The organism is Nocardia suismassiliense, from assembly GCF_900269665.1.
Taxonomy (GTDB): Bacteria; Actinomycetota; Actinomycetes; order Mycobacteriales; family Mycobacteriaceae; genus Nocardia; species Nocardia suismassiliense.
Genome location: NZ_LT985361.1, coordinates 7,020,765 through 7,035,320 on the forward strand (window position 1 = coordinate 7,020,765; position 14,556 = coordinate 7,035,320).

16 protein-coding genes are annotated in these 14,556 nt (G+C 67.9%); 6 read left to right on the forward strand and 10 right to left on the reverse strand.

Annotated elements, in window-relative coordinates:
* Positions 1-77: 77 nt before the first annotated feature.
* From DBO33_RS31265 to dapB, 4 genes are all read right to left on the reverse strand, one after another.
* A complete protein-coding gene (locus DBO33_RS31265; protein WP_107658256.1) occupies positions 78-764 on the reverse strand; it encodes a response regulator transcription factor in 687 nt (228 codons plus the stop codon).
* Positions 765-929: 165 nt separating this feature from the next.
* A complete protein-coding gene (locus DBO33_RS31270; RefSeq protein ID WP_194834844.1) occupies positions 930-1,385 on the reverse strand; it encodes a flavodoxin family protein in 456 nt (151 codons plus the stop codon).
* A gap of 379 nt (positions 1,386-1,764) precedes the next feature.
* Positions 1,765-2,271 carry a hypothetical protein gene (locus DBO33_RS31275; protein WP_107658257.1) on the reverse strand — a complete coding sequence of 169 codons (507 nt, stop codon included), beginning with the start codon at positions 2,269-2,271 and terminating at the stop codon, positions 1,765-1,767.
* Between the two features lie 25 nt (positions 2,272-2,296).
* Entirely contained in the window at positions 2,297-3,043 is a 747-nt protein-coding gene (dapB, locus tag DBO33_RS31280) for a 4-hydroxy-tetrahydrodipicolinate reductase (RefSeq protein WP_107658258.1), read from the reverse strand.
* Positions 3,044-3,178: 135 nt separating this feature from the next.
* On the opposite strand from dapB, the gene DBO33_RS31285 reads away from it, so the two are divergent.
* Positions 3,179-4,000, forward strand: a complete 822-nt coding sequence (locus tag DBO33_RS31285; RefSeq protein ID WP_159080626.1) for an alpha/beta fold hydrolase — start codon at positions 3,179-3,181, stop codon at positions 3,998-4,000.
* A 162-nt stretch (positions 4,001-4,162) separates the two neighbouring features.
* On the opposite strand, the gene DBO33_RS31290 is transcribed toward DBO33_RS31285, so the two are convergent.
* The 4 genes from DBO33_RS31290 to DBO33_RS31305 form a co-directional block, all read right to left on the reverse strand.
* Positions 4,163-4,609 (reverse strand): type II toxin-antitoxin system VapC family toxin, encoded by a 447-nt coding sequence (locus DBO33_RS31290; RefSeq protein WP_234391137.1) that lies wholly within the window; start codon positions 4,607-4,609, stop codon positions 4,163-4,165.
* Entirely contained in the window at positions 4,606-4,887 is a 282-nt protein-coding gene (locus DBO33_RS31295; protein ID WP_107658261.1) for a type II toxin-antitoxin system Phd/YefM family antitoxin, read from the reverse strand. The genes DBO33_RS31290 and DBO33_RS31295 overlap by 4 nt, the downstream gene beginning before the upstream one ends.
* Before the next feature lie 117 nt (positions 4,888-5,004).
* Positions 5,005-6,117: an alcohol dehydrogenase catalytic domain-containing protein gene (locus tag DBO33_RS31300; protein ID WP_107660747.1), complete on the reverse strand. Its 1,113-nt coding sequence runs from the start codon at positions 6,115-6,117 to the stop codon at positions 5,005-5,007.
* 144 nt (positions 6,118-6,261) lie between these two features.
* A complete protein-coding gene (locus tag DBO33_RS31305) occupies positions 6,262-7,638 on the reverse strand; it encodes a DUF418 domain-containing protein (RefSeq protein WP_107658262.1) in 1,377 nt (458 codons plus the stop codon).
* Positions 7,639-8,018: 380 nt separating this feature from the next.
* On the opposite strand from DBO33_RS31305, the gene DBO33_RS31310 reads away from it, so the two are divergent.
* The 3 genes from DBO33_RS31310 (at position 8,019) to DBO33_RS31320 (ending at position 10,303) form a co-directional block, all read left to right on the forward strand.
* Positions 8,019-8,687, forward strand: a complete 669-nt coding sequence (locus DBO33_RS31310) for a response regulator (protein WP_107658263.1) — start codon at positions 8,019-8,021, stop codon at positions 8,685-8,687.
* Complete coding sequence (locus DBO33_RS31315; protein WP_107658264.1) at positions 8,684-9,766, forward strand: sensor histidine kinase; 1,083 nt, start codon at positions 8,684-8,686, stop codon at positions 9,764-9,766. Before DBO33_RS31310 ends, DBO33_RS31315 begins: the two co-directional genes overlap by 4 nt.
* Positions 9,767-9,907: 141 nt before the next feature.
* Positions 9,908-10,303: a VOC family protein gene (locus DBO33_RS31320; protein WP_107660748.1), complete on the forward strand. Its 396-nt coding sequence runs from the start codon at positions 9,908-9,910 to the stop codon at positions 10,301-10,303.
* An 81-nt stretch (positions 10,304-10,384) separates the two neighbouring features.
* Here DBO33_RS31320 and DBO33_RS31325 read toward each other — a convergent pair whose 3' ends face one another.
* Complete coding sequence (locus DBO33_RS31325) at positions 10,385-11,788, reverse strand: pentapeptide repeat-containing protein (protein WP_234391138.1); 1,404 nt, start codon at positions 11,786-11,788, stop codon at positions 10,385-10,387.
* 230 nt (positions 11,789-12,018) lie between these two features.
* Here DBO33_RS31325 and DBO33_RS31330 point away from each other — a divergent pair, with 230 nt between their 5' ends.
* Positions 12,019-12,426, forward strand: coding sequence for a hypothetical protein (locus DBO33_RS31330; protein ID WP_107658265.1), 408 nt, complete (start codon positions 12,019-12,021; stop codon positions 12,424-12,426).
* A gap of 93 nt (positions 12,427-12,519) precedes the next feature.
* Positions 12,520-13,992, forward strand: coding sequence for an SDR family oxidoreductase (locus DBO33_RS31335; RefSeq protein ID WP_107658266.1), 1,473 nt, complete (start codon positions 12,520-12,522; stop codon positions 13,990-13,992).
* 64 nt (positions 13,993-14,056) lie between these two features.
* Here DBO33_RS31335 and DBO33_RS31340 read toward each other — a convergent pair whose 3' ends face one another.
* On the reverse strand, positions 14,057-14,512 hold the full coding sequence (locus tag DBO33_RS31340) for a hypothetical protein (protein WP_159080627.1): 456 nt from the start codon (positions 14,510-14,512) through the stop codon (positions 14,057-14,059).
* Positions 14,513-14,556: the final 44 nt, after the last annotated feature.

A 14,556-nucleotide genomic window follows, 5' to 3' on the forward strand; every position in this document is an offset into this window, starting at 1 on the left:
CGATGCGGTCGAGTGTCACAGGAGCATTCGAGGTGTCCAGCATGCTGGACGCGATCACGATTGTGCCTCGCCGGCGCTCATGCGCGTGGATGCCGCTCGGGCACCGGCAGCCAGCCGTCCTCCACTGCCCGCTTGTACAGGTCGGTCTTGGTCGGCGCCGGACGTCCCGCGTCGGCGTACTTCTGACGGATGCGGCCGAGGTAGTCGTTGACCGTCTGTTCGGACAGGCCGGTCAAACGCGCGACCCGGGAGGCTTTCTCGCCGGACGCGTAGAGCGTGAGTACCTCTTCCTGACGCGGGCTCAGGCCCACGTCGGACAACTGCGGGTCGCCGTCGATGGCTGCGGCCCAGTCGGTGGTCACCACCTGCTCGCCGGACGCCGCGCGGCGCACGGCCGCGACCACGGTCTGCACGTCCTCGGACTTGCGCACCACACCGAGCACACCGGCCCGCGCGGCGGAGCGCACGAGGAACGCGTTGTCCGCGCCGGTGAAGATCAGCACCTCGATGCCACGGTCGCGCAGTGCGCGCACGTTGTCCTCGGGTGTCGACCCATCGGCCAAGCGCAGATCGAGGACGACCAGGTCCAGTTGCGGTAGGTCCTGAGCGGCGGCCAATAATTCCGGCACCGTGCCTGCGGTCAGCACCAGGTCGAGATCGGGTTCGGGCGCGAGCATTGCGGCCAGTCCGATCGCTACTGATTCGTGGTCTTCGACCACTCCGATCCGGCGCGGTGCGTTATTGCCCCCTTCGGCCAACGTCACCTGAAATCTCCATTCCCGAGCAAACTCGTCACATCCCCACCGCAACAACGTTCTGCCAGTATGCCGGGCCGAAGCACCGAATGGTCAGACACCAGAAATCGGGGCCGTTCCACATTCGACCTCGGCAGAGATTGTCACTGCCAGCTATTTCGGGGACAAAAACTGTCAGGTACCCATCACGTGTGCGGCAATGGTCGCGCCCAGCTCCCAACATCGTTGGATGTCGTCCTTGGTCGGCGCGCCGGACACGATAACCGGTGCGGCCGCCTGCTCCCAGCCGAGGCCGGTGGTAACGCGTTCGATGCCGCGTTCAGCGCCTTCGGTGCCCTCGTTTCCGTGCAGATAGCAGCCGAACGGCCGGCCGCGGGTGGAGTCGAGGCAGGGGTAGTAGAACGTGTCGAACGCATGCTTCAGCGCACCGGACATGTAGCCCAGATTCGCCGGGGTGCCGAGCAGAAAACCATTGGCTGCCAGTACATCCGACGCGGTGACGGACAGTGCCGCGCGGCGCACGACGGTCACGCCTTCGATCTCCGGATCGGTCGCGCCGGACACCACCGCCTCGAACATCGCCTGCATGTGCGGGGACGGCGTGTGATGGATGATCAGCAACTGCGCCACACCAGGATCTTAGTGCGCGCCACGCGGTTCGCCGGTGGGCGCCGGTCGGTGCGGCCGGTCCGGGGCGGGCTGCCAATCTTTGCGCGAATCGGCGCGTCCACTGGCGCGCGGATAGCGGTCGAAGTATTCGCAATCTCGCATGTCGGCTCGGCGGTCCGTTGCACGCCTGGCATGAAACATGCTCGGGTGAGAGAAATTTCACCTGTTCACCGGTCTTGACCCGGACAATTCGGTGAGCGGTATGCCGCGCGGGTTGCGTCGAATTCCACCGGATCCGCTGGGCCCAGCATCCGCTAATGAGCCGAACACACCGTCTCGCCGGTGGAATTTCGCGAAGCGCGAGCGGTCGTGCGCACTGGAACTGGGGAGCGGTGCGGGTCTACTGCGCTTGGTCGCGTTCGAGTTTTTCCAGCGCGACGGCGCGGCGCATGGTGGCGCGGGCTCGGGTGCGGTCACCTGCGTAGTCGTAGGCGCGGGCCAGGCGATAGGAGACGCGCCAATTGTCGGGGTCGGCTTCCCATTCGGTTTTGACCTGGGCGAACAGCGCGTCGGCAGCGTCGCGTTCGATCCGGCCGGACGGGCGGCGGGGCAGGTCGCTGGTGTCCAGTTCGCGGCCCTCCGCATGGATGCGACGGGCCAGATGCTGGTGGGCCAGGGCGGCGCGCACGGTGGCCACGACCACCCAGACGCCGACGAACGGCAGGATGAGCACGCCGATGCCGATGAGGATCGCGGCGATGTCACCGGAGCCGATGAGGCTGAACGAGATTCGGCCGAGCAGCAGGAAGTAGAAGCCGAGCACCAGGACGAGCGCCGCGAGCAGCGCGACAACCTTGACGACTTCTCTGTTCTGTCCGCCGTCGGCGGCGGAGTCCGCGGCGTTCACGCGTGCACCTGGCCCGCGTTCTCGTTCACAGGTCGAGGAAGGGGTCGAGGCCGACGGTCAGGCCGGGGCGGTTGGCGATCTCGCGGACGCCGAGCAGGACGCCGGGGGCGAACGACGACCGGTCGATGGAGTCGTGCCGGATGGTGAGCGTCTCGCCTTGCGTGCCGAACAGCACCTCCTGGTGGGCGACGAGGCCGGCCAGGCGCACCGAGTGCACCCGGACGCCCTCGACGTCGGCGCCGCGGGCGCCGTCCAGCTCGGTGCTGGTGGCGTCGGGGCTGCGGCCGACGCCTGCCTGCTCGCGGGCGGCGGCGATCAGGCCCGCGGTGCGGTAAGCGGTGCCGGACGGCGCGTCGGCTTTGTTCGGATGGTGCAGCTCGATGACCTCGACCGATTCGAAGAACCGGGCGGCTTGTTCGGCGAAGCGCATGGACAGCACCGCGCCGATCGCGAAGTTCGGTGCGATCAGCACGCCGGTGTCGGGGCGGCCGGCCAGCCAGCCGCGCACCTCGTCGAGGCGGGCGGCGTCGAAGCCCGTGGTGCCGACTACCGCGTGGATGCCGTGCTGCACCAGGAACTTCAGGTTCGCCATCACCACGTCCGGGTGCGTGAAGTCGACGACCACCTGTGTGTTCGCCGCGGTGAACGCGTCGAGCGAATCGTCCTTGTCGACGGCGGCGACCAGTTCCAGATCGGCCGCCGCTTCCACGGCCGCACAGATCGCCTGTCCGACTTTGCCGCGCGCTCCGAGCACTCCGACCCGTGTGGTCACCGCACCTCCTCTTTCCGCTTTCGTCGGTGTCAGCCTATCGACCGTGCCGGGGCGGCGGTCCGCTGACCTCTGTGATTCACATTGCTATATGCGCATGTTTGCGAAGGGGTGTACCTCTGCCCTACCGTCGCGGGCGTGACTTCGATTCATCAGCGGGCAGCGGACTTTCTACGGACGCACGACAGCAAGAAGCTTGGTGTCGGGCAGCATGATTGGCGGTACTACACCGGCGGCACGGGCGATCCGGTGCTGCTGCTCAGCGGCGGGGCTGGCATCGGTATCAGCTGGCTCGATGTGGCGAGCGCGCTGATTCCGCGGTTCCGGACCATCGCTCCCGACTATCCGTCGGGTGTCGGGTCCGTTGCCGAGCTGGTCGACGGTGTAGTCGCGGTGCTCGACGCGGAGGGGGTCGATCGGGCGCATGTGGTCGGGCAGTCGGCGGGTGGCATGTTCGCAGAACTCCTATCGCGTCGAGCGCCGGATCGGGTCCGGTCACTTACCTTGTCGAGTACCGGGTTGTACGGGCCGGAGGATGTGGACCGGCTGCGCATGCGGGTCGACACCACCGTGGCGACGCCGTGGCCCGAGACGCAGGCGGCGATTCGCACCGCGTTGCGCAGCACCTGGGCGGACTCCGAGGAGGCCGAGTTCTGGATCGAGCAGGTGGTGACGGCCACCGATGCGGCGGGTAGTGCGGGTGCCGCCAATTCCTATCGGCTGTTGCTCGAACTCGCCGAGGGTGTGGACGAGCTCATGCGCGGTCCCGCTTGGTCCGGGCCCACCTTGATCTTCCGAGCGGACGACGATCCGCTGATCACCAGCACCCACACCGGACGCTTACGCGACCTGCACCCCGGCTGTGAATTCCGCACCTTTACGGAGGGTGGCCATTCCCTGCTGATCAGTCGAACCGCGGACTACGTCGCCACGGTGACCGAATTCCTCAGCCGCACCTAGGGCCTGTCGCAAAGTCCGGCCGGATGCATCCGGTGGCTGGATCGTCGCCTGGCAAGGCGGAGGAGTTGCCGATACCGGGTTTGTATCGGCGACGACGACAACGCGGCCAGGCGGCGATCCAGCCACCGGAGGCGCCGGATGGGACTTTGCGACAGGCCCTAGCTATTCCCGCCACGGACACAGCACCTGCACGCCCGTGCCGCGGAAGTCCTTCTCGTTGCGCGTGACGACGGCGAGTCCGTGGGCTTCCGCGGTCGCCGCGATGAGCGCGTCCACGGCGTCGACCCGATGCCCGACCCCTTCGGCTCTGGCACGGATGCGGCCCCAGGCCTGCGCGACACCGAGGTCGATCGGCAGTAGTCGCGCGTCGAATCGGTCGGTGACCTGGTCGGACAGCCAGGTGGTCAAGCGCGCCTTGCGCCGCCCGTTCGACATCCGGTCGACGCCTCGGCGGATCTCCCCGATCGTGATGACGCTGAGGAACATTCGTTCCTCGTCGGCGTCGTGCAGCCATTCGATCAGGCCCGGATCCGGCCGGGGCTTGATCCATTCCGAGACGGCGTTCGTGTCCAGCAGGTAGCCCATGGGCTCGTCCTCGATGGCCCTCACAGGATCACATCGCGGTGCTGCGGATCCGTCCTGTCCCGGGTCACGACCAGCTCCGGGTCGCGTAGTGGCGAGTCGGCGAAGAACTCGGCAAGACTGCCCTGGCGCGCGTTCCGGCGCCGCCATTCGTCGATCGGTACGACAACGGCGACTTCACGTCCATGCTTGCTGATCACCTGCGGTCCCTCCCGTTCCACCGTGTCGATCAACTCGGACAACCTGGCCTTCGCGTCGGCGAGAGGCCATGCGACATCTGGTCGCTCCGACCGCTTTCGTGCCATCTGATCACCCGTTTCGACCACTTTGACTATTCTGGTCAGTTCAGCGTACCTATCGGGTCGCTGTGGCGCCAGACCTGGTGGGGGTGTCTTTTACAGCACCCCGGAACGGCGCTCTCGTCAGTCGAAAACGATGACCTGTCGCAGGGCATGACCCGCGGCGAGTTCGTCCATGGCGTGGTTGATTTCGTCGAGGCCGATGTGCGCGGACACCAGACGTTCGACGGGCAATCGACCTTCGCGCCACATCCGGACATAGGCCGGAATGTCCCGTGCGGTGACGGCCGAGCCCAGATAACTGCCGACAATCGAACGCCCCTGCGCGACAAGGCCCAGCGGTGAAATGCTGGCGCGCGCGTCCGGGGCGGGCAGACCCACGGTCACCGTGGTACCACCGGGAGCCGTTGCGGCGACAGCGGTTTCGAAGGCCCGGATGTTGCCCGCGGCCTCCACCACGATCTCCGCTTGCACACCCGACTCGGCCACCTCGGCCGGCGTGTATGCCGCAGTGGCACCCAATTCCTTTGCCAGGGCCAGCTTTTCCGGAACAGTGTCCACCGCGATGACCTCGTGACCGTCGGCCGCCAACGACACCGCGACCAGCACGGCCGCCATGCCGACCCCGCCGAGCCCGACCACCATGATCCGGTCCCCCGGCCCCGGTTTCGCCGAATTCAGCAGTGCGCCACCGCCGGTCAGCACCGCACAGCCGAGCACGGCCGCCACCTCGGGCGGCACGTCGTCGTCCACCGGCACGACCGACCTGCGGTCCACCACCGCGTGCGTCGCGAAGGCGGACACCCCGAGATGATGGTGCACCTCGGCACCGTCGCGGCTCAGCCGCCGTCCGCCGCCGAGCAGTTCGCCGGCGTTGTTGGCGACACTGCCGGGTACGCACGGCGTCCGGCCGTCGGTCGCGCAGCCCGCGCATTCGCCGCAGCGCGGCAGGAAGGTCATCACCACGCGCTGCCCGATCGCGAGATCGCTGCCGCCCGGACCGATCGCCTCGACCCGCCCCGCCGCCTCGTGGCCGAGCAGCATCGGCACCGGCCGCACTCGGTTACCGTCGACCACCGACAGGTCCGAATGGCACAGCCCGGCCGCCTCGATGCGCACCAGCAGCTCCCCGGCCGCCGGCTCGCCGAGCTCCAACTCACCCACACTGATCGGCGCCGACTCGGCGAACGGCACGGGCGCCGCGATCCGCTCCAGGATCGCCCCACGAATCTTCATTCCGCCGACGCTACCGTCCGCGCTGTCCCAGGCACAGAGTTCCGATCCGAAGCCCACCCTCGCGCGCGATCTGGCCGCCGCTGCCCGAATCAGCGGGCAATCGCCTGCGCAGCGTCCACGCGGACGGCGTCGACAGGGGTCGAGTTATCGCACCCGCTCGGCGACCCTGGTGGCTCGGTAGAGCAACCATTCCAAGGGTCCGCGGTGGAAGAAGCGGGACCAGCAGTACGCGAACATCATGATGATCGCACTCAATCCGAGCAACACCGGCAGCGAACCGGCGGGTAGCTCCTCGAAGCCGAGCGCGGCGATCGCGGCGACGTGGAATACATAGGCGGTCAACGACATGCTGCCGACCGCGATCAAGGGCGTGACCATCCGCAGGAACCGCCGGGACCCGTCACACGCGGCCAGGCAGGCGATGAGCACCGTGAGCGCGACGCCGGTGTTGCCGGCGATCGACAGGGTGGTTTCGCTGTGCGGCATGGCGCTCAACTGATAACGCCAGCCTGCCGGGTCCTCGGCCATGTCGGACCACCAGGGCGCGTGCATGATTCCTGGCGCCGGCGTATCGGACGCGAAATGCAGCGCCACCGCGGAACCGCCGTAGCCGAGCGTCGCCAAACCGAGACCGGTGGCCGCGAGCCGAACGCGAATCACCTTGTCGGCCAAGTCGAGTCGAGCGACAGCCATGCCGGCGATGACGAACGGCAGCCAACTGAGCGCCGGGTAGCCGCCGGTCAGCAACAACCCGACCACCCCGTCATTGCTGCTGCCCGGATCACCGCGCCCGCTCAACCAGGCGAGCGGATCGGACCGGGTGACAGCAGCGGTCCACCCGGAGTCCGTGGCCATCACCACTGCCACAATTTGTGGCAGCACCAGCGCGCTCACCGCCGCCAGCACCGCCAGCGTGCCCGCGCGCAACCGGGCCAGCGGCAGCGCCAACAGGAAGTACAGCCCGTAGTAGGCCAGGATCACCTCGACCTTGGTCCCCGAAGCGGTCAGCGCGGTACCGAGCACCAGCAGAATCACCGCCCGGATCAGTATCTTCACCCGCGCCTGCCGGCCCGCTCGCCCCGTCTTCGGCACCCGGCGCCCGGTGATCAGCAGAATCGAGAACCCCGCCAAGAACGCGAACAACGCCGAAGACCGCCCGTGCGTCACCTCCATGGCGAACCCGAGCACACCACCCTGCCCCGGCTCCGGACCCACATGCGCGGCATACATCCCGAGCACCGCCAACCCCCGCGCGAGGTCCACCCCCACGAGCCGCACGCCGGCCCGGACGTGGTCATTCACCAGCACCGTGCCCCCGACTCCCCCTGCGCCCACCGCCCCTTCGACCGGCGGGGTATCGCCGACCCGCAATGCGTCGCCTGCCCGCGCGGTAACGCCGGCCTGCGCTGCCTCGTCCGCCCGCGCGGCGTCGCCGAGCCACACTGCGCCTTCGGTCCCCACCGCGCCGTCAGCCCGCACGGTATCGACAGCCTTGGTGTCGCCGGCCCGCACCTGCGTCATCGACCCACGCTGCGCCACGAACGCCGCGCAGCAGCACCAGCCCACGCAGCGTGCCGAACCTGCACGGCTTCACAAGCCCCCGCGGGATCACCAACCCGCACTGCGCCACCAACCCGCACCACCTCGCCGGCCCGTGCAGCATCGCCCACCCCTGCGGACCGACCAACCCACACAGCAGACTCTGCCGCAAACACGTTGTGCCCCATCGCTTCAGCGTCGGCGGCAGCGCGCCCGTGCGGTATCCGGCGAGCGTCCGGACCAGCTCCCCTGGTCGGTGACTTGCCACCCGCCGACCGGCTGGACCGCCCCCGCCGATCGGCCACCCGAACCCCTCCCGGTCGGGTGTGCCGAGCACCCGGATCTAGGCTCACGGGCAGGCGGTGACGGAGGAGGTGTGGCGGGTGATTCGGGTGGTGGTCGTGGATGACGAGGCGCTGGTGCGGTCCGGTTTCGAGCTGATCCTGAATGCGGCCGCCGACATCGAGGTGGTGGCGACGGCGACCGGGTCGGCGGCGGTGGCGGCGGTCACGGCGGCGCGTCCGGATGTCGTGCTGCTCGATATCCGGATGCCCGACGTCGACGGGCTGACGGTGCTGCGTCAGTTGCGTGCCATGTCGAATCCGCCGGCGGTCGCGATGCTGACAACCTTCGATACCGACGACTACATTCTGTCCGCATTACGTTCCGGCGCAGCGGGTTTCGTCCTCAAAGACACCGAACCCGAGCAACTGGCGCAGCTGACCCGCACCCTCGCCGCAGGCGGCGTCGTGCTGTCCCCCAAGGTCTCGGCCGCGTTGTTGCGCAACGCCGAACCCGCCACCGCCGCCGATATCGACGCGGACGCGGCGCGCGTCGAACGGCTCACCGACCGGGAACGAGCGGTGCTCGTGCTGATCGCCGAGGGGCTGTCGAATGCCGAGATCGGTCAGCGGATCCACCTGAGCGTCGGCACGATCAAGGATCACGTCAGCGCGATCTTCACCAAGTTGCGGGTGAGCAGTCGCGTGCAGGCGGCGTTGCTCGCGCAACGAGCGGGATTGCTGTCGTGAACCGGCGTCCGCCATGGCTGATCGATCTCGCGCTGGTCGCGGTGGCGGTGGCCGACGTCCTCGCCGACGGCGAAGTCACCTCGCGCGTCGAGCTGGTCGCGGCCGCTATCGCCTGCGCGGCCTTGCTGCTGCGCCGCCGCCTTCCCCTGCTCGCCTTCGCGTTGACACTGCCCGCGAGCTTGCTGCTCGCCATTCTCGCCGCACCCGCTATCGCGCTGTACTCGCTGGCCGAACGCACGACCAACCGCGCGCTGCTGCTCGGGTCCGTGCTCGCCACCTCGATTGCCGTGTCCGCGCCGTGGCCGCCCGGTGAGCCCGTCGCCCAGCGGGACATCGTCACCGCCTTCGCTTACGCGCTGGCCTGGGCGGGTGCCCCCGTGCTGCTCGGCCAACTCGTGCGGACCCGCCGCGATCTGTCCGCCCGGTTGGTCGAGATCGAGGAGGCGCGTGACCACGAACGGCGACTGCACGCCCAAGCCGTGCTGGCCCGGGAACGCGCGCAGATCGGCCGCGAAATGCACGACGTGGTCGCCCATCAGGTCAGTTTGATCGCCGTGCGCGCGGGCGCACTCCAGGTCGCGGCCACCGACGCCGACGCGGCCGAGGCGGCGCGCACCATCCGCAGACTCAGCGTCGACACACTGGACGAATTGCGCCACATGGTCACCCTGCTGCGCGCCGCCGGCGGCCAGAGCACCGAGCTCACCCCCCAGCCGACGCTCGCCGATCTGCGAAAGTTACTCGACGCCAGCGGTATTCGGGTCGACCTGCGCGGCGACCTGCCCGACGAGCTCAGCGCACCGGGCCAGCGCACCGTCTATCGCACGGTGCAGGAGGCGCTCACCAACGTCCGCAAACACGCACCGGGCGCGACCGCCACCGTGGAACTCTGGCACGACGGTGACCACTTCGGCGTCACGGTCAGCAATACCGAGCCGACCCGGCCTGCGGTGTCCCTGCCCAGCTCCCGGCACGGATTGGTCGGCCTGGCCGAGCGGGCCGAACTTCTCGGTGGCGGTTTCGAGTCCGGTCCGACCGCCGACCGTGGCTATCGCGTCGCGCTGCGTCTGCCGCGCTGACCCGAAACATGGCCTCTGTCACTGGATACTGGCGACATCCATGGGATGTTTGCTAGCGTCTTCGACCGTGACGGTGCTCCCGTTGGCCGCCTTGTACCGAGCCCGGGGTCGGGACCGTCACCGCACAAGGAGAAAATTCCACTGTCAGTACAGTTCAATCACACCATTGTCGGTTGCCACGATAGTCGAGTGACCGCTGAATTCTGGGCAGACATTCTGGGCGCGGAACTCGGGGCCGAATGGGGCCCGTTCATTCCGCTCCCGCTGGATAATTCGGTCACTTTCGATTTCGCGAATGTGCCACCGCATGTCACCGAAATTCAGCCCCAGCATTACGCATTCCTGATCTCTGAGCCCGAATTCGACGCGGCCTACGCCAAGATCCAGCGCTACAAACTGGACCACTGGGCCGACCCGCGTCAGCAGGGCGTCAACGAGATCAACCACAATGACGGCGGCCGCGGCGTCTACTTCCTGGATCCCAACGGCCACTTCATGGAGTTGATCACCGTCCCGTACGGCGGCTGGCCCAGCTGAGAGATCTAGGGGCGGCGTCCAACCGGACGCCGGCCCTACTTCTTGATCAAGTGCGCGGATGAGGATCCCTACGCGCAACCGTCACTCGCCGGGCTGCTCCGGCGGCCACGGGTTGGGTTTGATATTGGCCGGTTTGCGGGTCGGGATGTCGTCCCAGTCGAAGTGCGTGCCGACCCAGGCCTTCGGACGGTCGAAGGTGACTTCGGTGGCGGCGAAGCGGGCGTCGACGAAGGAGATGTCACCGAAGAAGTCGCCCTCGGTGAAATCGACGGAGCGGCCGGCGAACGTAGTGCCCGCGAACGTGGTGGTGCCGTGGAATTCGGCTCCGCTGAAGTCCGTTTCGCGGGTACCCCGGTTGCGCATGCGGGCCGGAGTGCCGATGCGGGTGTCATCGAAGGCGACGGCGTTCGCCTCGAACTGGGCGCCTGCGAACGTGATTCGCGGACTGGTGATATCCGCGCCGGTAAAGGCCAGGTGCTGCCCGTCCAGGGTGGCGCGTTCGAACGAGGTCAGGTCGGCGTGGAACTTCGTGTCCTGGAACGAGGTTCGAGCGCCGGTGCAGCGGATGCCGTTGAACGTCGTGCGCGGGCCGGTGAAGACGGCGTTCTCGAAAGACACCGAACCATCGAACATCGCGCCGTCGAACGTAGTGCCGTAACCAGCTCTTTCGACCTTCTCGGGCCGGGCCGGGCCGAACCGCGCGTGCTCGAACAGCACGGGACCGCCTTCGAACACCGCGTCGCGGAAGGTGACGTGCGGACCGGCGAAGAACGCGTGCTCGAACGTGGTGCGGCCGATGAAGACCGCGCGGGCGAACGAGATGTTGCGTCCGCGGAAGACCGCGTACCGGAAGTCGCCGCGTTCGATGACCGCGTTGGTGAAGGTGAACTCGCAGTCCGACCAGGAGATCTCGGCCGAGCGCTGCAGATGCGCGGCGATCACCTGCACGATGGTGCGACGCACCTCCCGGTCGTTCTGCCGGAACTGGTAGACCCGCTCCACCTTCAGACCCGACTCGTCCACCGTTTCCGCCTGCGACACAAGATGATTCGCACCGGCCACCGGATCGTAGGGCAGACGGAGGTAACCGCAGAGCACGTCGACACACTGCTGACGCCTGCTCGGCGAACGGAACTCGTCGGCGACCCCGGCCATCGCGTAGACCCCGGCGATCCGCACTGCCACGTCGGCATCGCCGAGTTGCCGCGAGGCGGCGCCGAACAGGTCGGCGAAGCGTCCGCGTTCGAGGTCGCGCTGCCGCCGATAGGCCACCACGAGCGCGACGGCGCCACCGACTCCGGCCACCACCGCCAACGCGATCTTGGTCAGCTCCAACTGATTCGGCGTCTCGGCCTCCGCGCCCATCGCCAGCCAGAGCAGCCACCAGGTGAGCACCGCGATAACGAGGCCGCAGACCACCGCCGCCAGCACCGCAAGCAGTAACGCCTGGCGGTGCAGTCGGTCGCCCAACCGCCCCCATCGCATTAGCGCATGGTAGCCGCATTGCCGCCGGTCGACTACCGGACAAGATCGGCTATCCCTGCGCCCCAAACTCTTTCAAATGTCCTCTATCCATGCGGGGCACATCGTGAAGAGCCGCACTCGACCGAGGTCACCGGACAACGGCGCACTTGCGTCGGCCGGGTCAACTCGGACAACAGGTGCGAGCCGCGTCGCTGGACTGATCGGCCGGGCTTCTCGAGTAGTCTGCGCACATGTCCGCTTCCGATTCGCTGGATCCGATCGCCGAGGTCGAGACCGTACACGCGCTGCTGTCCACCTGGCTGGGGACCGACGCCGAGCCCGATGTCCTGGAGCGTTTCGCCGCGACCCAGCACGCCACGTTCTCCATGGTGACCATGGACGGCACCCGGCTGAGTAGCTCCGAACTGCTGTCGGGGCTGCGCCGCGCCCGCAATTCCGCACCTGGGCTCGATATCGAGATCTCCGAGGCGGAGGTGCTGCTCAACGAAGGAAACGTGACAGTGGTGCGCTTCATGGAGCGCCATCATCGCGACGGAAAGCACGCCGACCGCTGGTCGACCGTGGTGCTGACCACTGAGGGCAACCCGCCCCGCTACAGCTGGCGCGTATTGCAGGAAACCGCAGCTCCCACCGACTGACGCGCCTGGACTGTCACCCCCGTCCGGTAGACATGATGTGCGGCACCCGGCGTGCCTCGGACCACCCCTCGCACCGCGACTCGGAGGCTGTCCATGAGATGTGTTGTGTTCGGCGCGACCGGCTACATCGGCGGACGACTGGTCCCGGAACTCTTGGCGGCGGGTCATTCGGTGCGGCTGATGGTGCGCACACCCGGCAAACTCGACGAGGTCCCGTGGCGCGACGACGTGGAGATCGTCACCGGTGATGTCACCGATGCGGCGTCGGTCTCCGCCGCCCTGGAGAACCAGGAGATTCTGTACTACCTGGTGCATTCGCTGATCCAGCGCGACTTCGTCGACATCGATCGGCGGGCGGCGCGCATCGTGGCGAGCGCGGCCGCCACGGCCGGGCTGTCCAGGATCGTGTACCTCGGCGGCATCATTCCGCAGGGCGAGCAGCTGTCACCGCATCTGTCCTCGCGGGCCGAGGTCGGTGAAATCCTGCTCGGCTCGGGCGTGCCCACCGTCGAGTTCCGGGCCGCGGTGATCATCGGGTCCGGGTCGGCGAGCTTCGAAATGCTGCGGTATCTGTCCGAACGGCTGCCCGCGATGATCACGCCGCGCTGGGTGCACAACCGCATCCAGCCGATCGCGATCCGCGACGTGCTCTACTACCTGACCCACGCCGGCTCCCTCGGCCCGGAGGTGAACCGCTCCTTCGACATCGGCGGACCCGACGTCCTGACCTACCTCGACATGCTGCGCAGGTACGCGGTGATCGCCAAGCTGCCGCGTCGCGCGGTGGTGCCGGTGCCGGTGCTGACACCCTGGCTGTCGGCGCAGTGGGTCAACCTGGTCACTCCGGTGCCGCGCGCGATCGCCGTGCCGTTGATCGAGTCACTGGTGCACGAGGTCGTCTGCGGCGACCACGACATCGCCGACCACATCCCGGACCCGCCGGACGGCCTGACCGGTTTCGAGCGCGCGGTGGAACTCGCACTCGCCCGGATCCGCGACTTCGATGTGCCGACCCGCTGGTCCGACGCCGCCACCCCCGGCGCGCCGTCGGACCCGCTGCCCAGCGATCCGGACTGGTCCGGCGGCAGCCTGTATCAGGATGTGCGCGAACGCCACACCGACGCTGACCCGGCCACCGTCTGGCAGGTCATCGAATCCATCGGCGGTGAGCACGGGTGGTATTCATTCCCGCTGGCCTGGTCGGTGCGCGGGTGGATCGACCGGGTCGCGGGTGGTGCCGGGCTGCGGCGCGGGCGACGCGATCCGCACCGGTTGCGGGCGGGGGAAGCGCTGGACTGGTGGCGCGTCGAGCACATCGAACGACCGCGGCTGCTCCGGCTGCGCGCCGAGATGCGGGTGCCGGGCGATGCGTGGCTGGAGCTGTCGGCGGAGCCGGATGCCGGTGGCGGGACGATGTATCGGCAGCGCGCGATCTTCGAACCGCGCGGGTTGTCCGGGCATGCGTATTGGAAGGCGATCTCTCCGTTCCATCAGATCGTGTTCGGGGGGATGGTTCGCAATATCACCGGGGCTGCCGAAACTACGGAGCGGCAAGCTGGTTCGTGAATGCCGGTCGACAAGGGCGATCAAGCGCAGAGCCGGCGCACCCTGGTGGCCGACGTGGATGTCATCAGCGGTATCGCGGAACACGCTGCTTCCCAAGGTATTTCGTCGCAACCGAGATTGTCAGTGCGAGGGCCGACACCACGGCGGTCAGCACGGTGGTCGCGAACCAGAATCGGGTCCACGTCGGCGGCACCGGCGTGAGCAGTACCAGCAACGCCGGGTAGATCACCGCACCTCTGCGCAGGCGTCGCTCGCAGCGAATCTGTTGCCGCAGTGGAGTTGCGCCTGTCCATGCTCGCGGGCCCACCACGCCACGCCAGGTGTGCAGTGTCAAGAACCACATCGTGATCAGCAATCCCAAGCCGAGCAGCTGAATCCAGTCCGGGAGCTCGACGTCGGGCCCGCTGAGCGGCAACGCGACCCATGCGAAGGCAACGCCGCCTGCGGCCTCGATCAGGATGAGCCGCCGCACCGGCCCGATCGTCGTCTCGCGCAGCAACCTTGTCTCCGTATCGTTCATGTTACCGTCGATCGTAGACGCAATGAACGATATTGCGTAGTCGA